Source organism: Deltaproteobacteria bacterium, from assembly GCA_016874735.1.
Classification (GTDB): Bacteria; Bdellovibrionota_B; Oligoflexia; order Oligoflexales; family CAIYRB01; genus CAIYRB01.
This window is the reverse complement of the sequence record VGTI01000120.1, coordinates 1-5,563: the sequence shown is the minus strand read 5'-3', so window position 1 is coordinate 5,563 and position 5,563 is coordinate 1. Positions and strand designations below refer to the sequence as shown.

7 protein-coding genes are annotated in these 5,563 nt (G+C 50.0%); 4 read left to right on the top strand and 3 right to left on the bottom strand.

The features are described from left to right. A partial coding sequence (locus FJ146_19250; protein MBM4254108.1) for a phosphoribosyltransferase occupies positions 1 to 427 on the bottom strand: 427 nt, incomplete at its 3' end. A 166-nt stretch (positions 428 to 593) separates the two neighbouring features. On the opposite strand from FJ146_19250, the gene FJ146_19245 reads away from it, so the two are divergent. The 3 genes from FJ146_19245 to FJ146_19235 all read left to right on the top strand — a co-directional run bounded on the left by FJ146_19245 (position 594) and on the right by FJ146_19235 (position 2,771). Continuing rightward, positions 594 to 1,241: a BON domain-containing protein gene (locus tag FJ146_19245; protein ID MBM4254107.1), complete on the top strand. Its 648-nt coding sequence runs from the start codon at positions 594 to 596 to the stop codon at positions 1,239 to 1,241. A 105-nt stretch (positions 1,242 to 1,346) separates the two neighbouring features. Beyond that, a complete protein-coding gene (locus FJ146_19240; protein MBM4254106.1) occupies positions 1,347 to 2,120 on the top strand; it encodes an RMD1 family protein in 774 nt (257 codons plus the stop codon). 105 nt (positions 2,121 to 2,225) lie between these two features. Next, positions 2,226 to 2,771, top strand: coding sequence for an HPF/RaiA family ribosome-associated protein (locus FJ146_19235; GenBank protein MBM4254105.1), 546 nt, complete (start codon positions 2,226 to 2,228; stop codon positions 2,769 to 2,771). 58 nt (positions 2,772 to 2,829) lie between these two features. Here the strand turns inward: FJ146_19235 and FJ146_19230 are convergent, their stop codons facing one another. Then, positions 2,830 to 3,363 (bottom strand): Hsp20/alpha crystallin family protein, encoded by a 534-nt coding sequence (locus FJ146_19230; protein MBM4254104.1) that lies wholly within the window; start codon positions 3,361 to 3,363, stop codon positions 2,830 to 2,832. Between the two features lie 159 nt (positions 3,364 to 3,522). Between FJ146_19230 and FJ146_19225 the strand changes: the two genes are divergently transcribed. Further along, on the top strand, positions 3,523 to 3,978 hold the full coding sequence (locus FJ146_19225; protein ID MBM4254103.1) for a CBS domain-containing protein: 456 nt from the start codon (positions 3,523 to 3,525) through the stop codon (positions 3,976 to 3,978). Here the strand turns inward: FJ146_19225 and FJ146_19220 are convergent. Continuing rightward, positions 3,906 to 5,563: hypothetical protein (locus tag FJ146_19220; protein MBM4254102.1), on the bottom strand; the 1,658-nt coding region annotated here is incomplete at its 5' end. The genes FJ146_19225 and FJ146_19220 overlap by 73 nt on opposite strands.

The following is a 5,563-nucleotide window of genomic DNA, read 5'->3' as shown; positions in this document are numbered from 1 at the left end:
TGGTTGCACCGGTAGCGATGCCGTCGTCGACTAAGATCACATCACGCCCCGACAAATTTAGAGGACCAAGACCGGTACGATAGAGTTCCTGCCGCCGCGTGAGCTCAACCGATTCCCGCGCGACTATGTCAGAAATTTGTTTGTCAGTGATGCCGCACTCACTAACCAATCTTTGATCGAGAATTTCCACACCCTCTGGGCCTATAGCACCACAGGCCAGCTCTGCATGTCCGGGGACGCCGAGTTTTCGCGTCACTATGACATCGAGAGCACACCGCAGGACCGCGGCCACTTCAAATGCGACGGGAACTCCCCCCCGCGGGAGCCCAAGCACTAATGGCTTGGTTAGTTCCTTTTTCCGCAGTTCTTTCTCTAGATGTACTCCTAGGATCTGACCTGCCTCGCGCCTGTTGCGGTACTTCGTCATGGGAACCCCCGTTACCAAATGATTGTCACAAAAAACCTTGCAAGTCTTATGCGCAGACCATGCTTACACAGTCCCTCACTGAGTTCTGCTAATGGCACGGAATCTGCAGACGTCGAGCGTAGGCTAATTAGCTTTTAGATGAGCCATTGGAAAAGGAGCAAGTTTCATGAAAACTGACAATCAAATCCGCCAAGACATTTTGGACGAGCTCGGTTTTGACCCTAGCGTTGCATCCGAGAACATAGCCGTTTCCGTCAGTGACGGTGTAGTCACGCTCAGTGGCTTTGTGCCAAGCTTTGCTGACAAGTACAGCGCTGAAAAAGCAGCTTTTCGCGTTGCTGGAGTCAAGGCAGTCGCCGAAGAGATTGAGGTTAAACTGCCACCGACTAATACTAAGTCCGATCAAGAAGTAGCAAAAGCAGCAGCTGATGCCATAAGATGGAACGTAAGTCTACCATCGACGATCCAAATCTCTGTTGAAGATGGCGTAGTCATTCTCCGTGGCGAGGTAGATTGGCAGTATCAACGAGATGCAGCAACGTCGGCTGTGAGGTATATCACTGGCGTCAGGTCAGTGAAGAACCACCTTGCGATCCATCAACGTCCGCAGCCAACGGATATCAAGATTCGGATCGAACAAGCACTCATTCGTAGCGCTGAGGCCGACGCCAAAAGAATACGCGTCTCAACCGCAAATGGGCGCGTCAGCCTGAGCGGCACGGTCCGGTCGCAGGCTGAGATTCAAGATGCTAAATGGGCCGCATGGGCGGCGCCCGGTGTGACAGCAGTTGAAACAAATCTAGCGATAGAATAGACTTGATTAGTCATTTCCCTGTTTTGGTTCAAAAATGAAATAGGCTGCCTGGTGGTATCTTCGCAAAACCAAGTAGGCAGCCTTTCCCAATTTGTAGCGGTAAACGTGACAAATCCATACTTGCTTCAGGCATTCAATCTCTATCACGCTATCCCAGTCAAATCCTTACGTCCTATACTCACGGGACGCATCGTCGATAGCAGCCCATCCGCGCTGCAGGTTGAGTACGGTGATCTGAAGTTTGTTTTCATTTATAGATTCGGTGCCATTGTATTTTTCAACATGGATACCAAGGAGGTCGAGGAAGAGCTTTCCCGCATCCGCGGTATTCTTGGCCCCGATCTAGATGACAAAACCTCAGAGACTTTTCACATAAAGATCGGTGACCAGGATCGCTTTGAATTTGATTACGCGGAGCTTAGATCCATTAACATCAAGACCATAGGTATGATTGCGCTTACCGTTGGTCAGTCAGCTGCTCTTGAAACATACGAGATTCACTCAGATCGTATGCTGCACAATTCGGCAAATTTCATGCAGCGCTTAGCTAAGGTAGGTTCCGTACCCCTGCGTGGCAAAATATTACTAAAATTCATCGGTTCTGCTGCAGGGACCAGACAGGAAATCGTCGCCAATCTCGCCATCCTTGACCCTCCCGAGGAAGCTTGGCTCAGTCACGAGATGCAGAAGATTTTCAAAGAGACGCAGCAGTGCTTTGACATCGATGTGCGATTTCGCGCACTTGATCGAAAACTCACTCTAGTTCAAGACAATCTGGAGATCTTGGCCAATCTCGTCACGAACCGTCGGGCGGCAATCCTTGAAATCCTCATCGTTGGCCTCATTGCTCTGGAGTTGATCCTCGCCGTTTTCAAATAAGCCGCAGCCGATCCCGATTTCGGCTCAAACTTTGCATGGCATAAAGTGAGCCCTGATCAAAGGAGCGGGGCAAGTAAGCCATTTTTCTGAAGGGAGTTTTTGTCTATGCAAAGCCCACTGCAAGTCGACTTCCATGGATTAGACCCATCGCCGGCCGTCAGCTACCGTATTGAACGTGGAATCAGTCATCTCGAGAAGCTTTTTCCGCGTATCATCGATGCGCGCGTTGTTGTTGAGAAATCGCATCGCCACCAACGCAAGGGCATGCCGTACCGGGTGCGCATTGAATTGAACGTCCCGGGCGAACGCCTTGTAGTTGGCCGGGAGCCCGGACTGGATCCCGCCCATGCGGACGTTTACGTGGCAATCAGGGACGCTTTTGCCGCCATGGAACGGATCCTTCAAGATTATAGCCGCAAGATGCGCGGTAAAGTTAAGGCGCATGCCAGCCCTGTTGCAGTCGGCGAAATTGCACGATTATTCCCCTACGAGGGATACGGATTTTTGCTGACAGATGATCAGCGTGAGGTATATTTCGATGCTAATGCTGTATTAAATGGCAATTTCGACCACCTTGAAGTTGGGGTCCGCGTTAAGTTTTGCGAAGAGTTAGGCGAGAAGGGACCTCAAGCTAGCACTGTTTATGCCTAGTTTTTTTGCTAAATAACTAGCAACGGGCCCTCGCATGCTGCGAGGGCCCGGTCGTATTTTAGTGTTTAATTGGTATTTTCTTTATCTCTCTTTTAGACTCTGGAGTCCGAGGCACTTCGACTGTCAAAATACCACGATCAAATTTCGCCGAAACCTTCTCTTTATCGACCGATGTCGGCAACCGCACCGAGCGTTCAAAAGCTCCGTAACGTCGCTCACTAAAGCTCCGTCCTGCTGCCTTGGTTTCCTTTTCCTCCCTTTTCTCACCTTTAATGGTCAAGTAATCCTTGTCGAGAGAGACCTCCACATCCTTCTCACTCAGACCGGGTAGCTCGGCAGATAGGACGATTTTATCCTCGAGCTCCTGAAGCTCCATCCGCGGCGCAAACGCCGCCGCAGTGCCCGTGACACCTAAAGTAGGTAGCGGGAATTCCTCCTCCTCAAGAAGGTCGCGCATCATCCTATTCATGGATCTCTGGAGATCGACCCAATCATCCCGACGACGCCACGGAGCCAATGTTCTCAGTCCACTTGGTACAAGATCAGTCAACATAAATATACTCCTTGTGTTGGCAAGTGCGCTCAACCCCATCTGGTGATTTATCTACGCAAAAGATGAGGCCCAAAAACGATGAAGCAAATCGCATGCCATTGCGCTTACTCGAACGAACTTTCATGGAACAAAGATTGCACACCAGAAAAAATGCGTGATCTATGTCGGTAGCCAACTCATGCTTTTAGGAGAAAAACCATGCCGATTAAAGATGTGTGTAAAGATACAGTGGTATGCGCTTCACCGAGCACAACTGTGGCAGATGCTGCACGACTCATGCGTGACAAACATGTGGGTGAACTGGTCATAGTAAAATCCAAGGACCGCAAGGCCCTAGGTATCTTAACTGACCGCGACATTGTCACCAAAGTAGTGGCTGGAAACATGGAGCCAGACGCGATTAAAATAGAGGACATCATGGCGAAAAACCCGACCGTAGCCAAGGAACAGGAGGGCCTATTTGAGGTCGCTCGGAAACTAGAGCGTTCCGGTATCCGCCGTATCCCAGTCACCGACACTCAAGGCCGCTTAACCGGCATAGTGTCGATAGACGACCTCTATGAGCTCTTTGCCGCTGAGCTTCAAACCTTAGCCAAGGTGGCAAGTCGCGAAGTCTCAAACGAGCGACTAACATCAGCCTTAGTGTCACAGTAGGACTCCTGGATAGCCCGACAGCTGGATTGACCTACGCCAATCACATGTTCTGCCAGATAGGCGACTAGTTCATCACAAAGTGTGTCGGGCCCAGCACTTGCAGACTTTAAGGTGATGGTGGGCACGCCAGAGATGACGCCCTCGTCATCCCGAGCCTGGTCCAACCAGTGTTCAGGCCGCGCATCGGATAAGCAGGAAGGGTCTTTCATGCGCTCCAGAATACGCGTAACTGCAATTTCTTGAGGACATTCGCAGTTAACAATAACGAGCGGTATACCGATAGCATCTACCTGGAATTGCACTCTCTGCTGCAAAGCTACACGGAGAAAACAGGCATCCATGATCACCGAGGTTCGCGCGCGCAGACTATCCAGTGCCTGCTCTAGCATGTGTTCGTACACATGATCGCGACTTCCCGACGTATATAAACCTGCTCCGTACGACTGACCGACCTCACCCTCCACGTAAATCTCGCGACGAATCTTGTCGGACTGAATTAATGTCATTCCTAACCGCTCGCTCAAACGACGGGCGACTGTGGACTTGCCTGACCCAATCAGTCCCCGGATGATGAGGCATAGAGGCTTGGTCGCGACCCCCATACCACGGTCCGCCAGATCAAGGTACTTACCAGCCAAATTCATGGCGTGGACACGATCATCCCCGGCAGCCTGTAAAGCACGCAGCACAGCAACTTTAGCTCTTACACAGGCACGGTAGGATATGTAAAAATCACTCAATTCCCTAGACCCGTATGCTTTGGCGACCATCGGAGATTGCAATAATAATTGGGCAATATCGGGGCGCCCCAGGCGCTCGCACTCAAGTGCAAGAAAACAGATTTCATCTAGAATATCCAGATGGCGAAAAGCATCATTGAACTCTACGCAATCAAAGATCTTTGGCGACGATTCGAGACAAATATGTTCAGGGCGCAAATCACCGTGGCCATCGACAATCATTCGTTGGTTCAACCGAGTAGCCCAAAGATCCGCATTAAACTCAAGAAACTGGAGCTGCTTGTTCTTGATCCGTCGTAAAATATCGCGGTCAATACAGTGGGTGTCGCGAAAAAGCTCCGTAAAATTCGCCTCGATCTGCTGGCGCAAATGGCCCACAAAATCAGCCGCGCTGATATCTACACGTGCTGTCGAGGCATAGAATTTACTCAGGGTTTTTAAAAAATTATCTAGATCATCAGATGTTAAGGTACTTGATGCAATTTTTTCGTCCATCATGAGTGCTGAGGGCAGGCGTCGCATTTTCACGATCCAATCCACGATATCCCCATCGCCATCAAGAACAATATGATTACTTGCATCCCTGCATAGATTGATCACACCTAAGTAGACATCGGCCGCCGTTCGTCTATTTAATTCAACTTCCCTGTTACTTGCGATACGCCGCATCTCGCTCGTCGTATAGTCCAAAAATTCGAAACACACAGGTTTCTTGATTTTATACGCAAATGCTTCGGTCAAAAATACATGCGATATATGGGTTTCGATGTGCGTAATCGCGCGTGAGGTTTCGGCACCTTCGTATTGATTGATCGCCGCACACAGATCACTAATTTCATATCTTG

Excerpts from the sequence above, each read along its gene's own strand:
- FJ146_19245 (MBM4254107.1), top strand. The coding sequence starts at position 594 with ATGAAAACTGACAATCAAATCCGCCAAGACATTTTGGACGAGCTCGGT.
- FJ146_19225 (MBM4254103.1), top strand. The coding sequence starts at position 3,523 with ATGCCGATTAAAGATGTGTGTAAAGATACAGTGGTATGCGCTTCACCG.
- FJ146_19235 (MBM4254105.1), top strand. The coding sequence starts at position 2,226 with ATGCAAAGCCCACTGCAAGTCGACTTCCATGGATTAGACCCATCGCCG.
- FJ146_19230 (MBM4254104.1), bottom strand. The coding sequence starts at position 3,363 with ATGGGGTTGAGCGCACTTGCCAACACAAGGAGTATATTTATGTTGACT.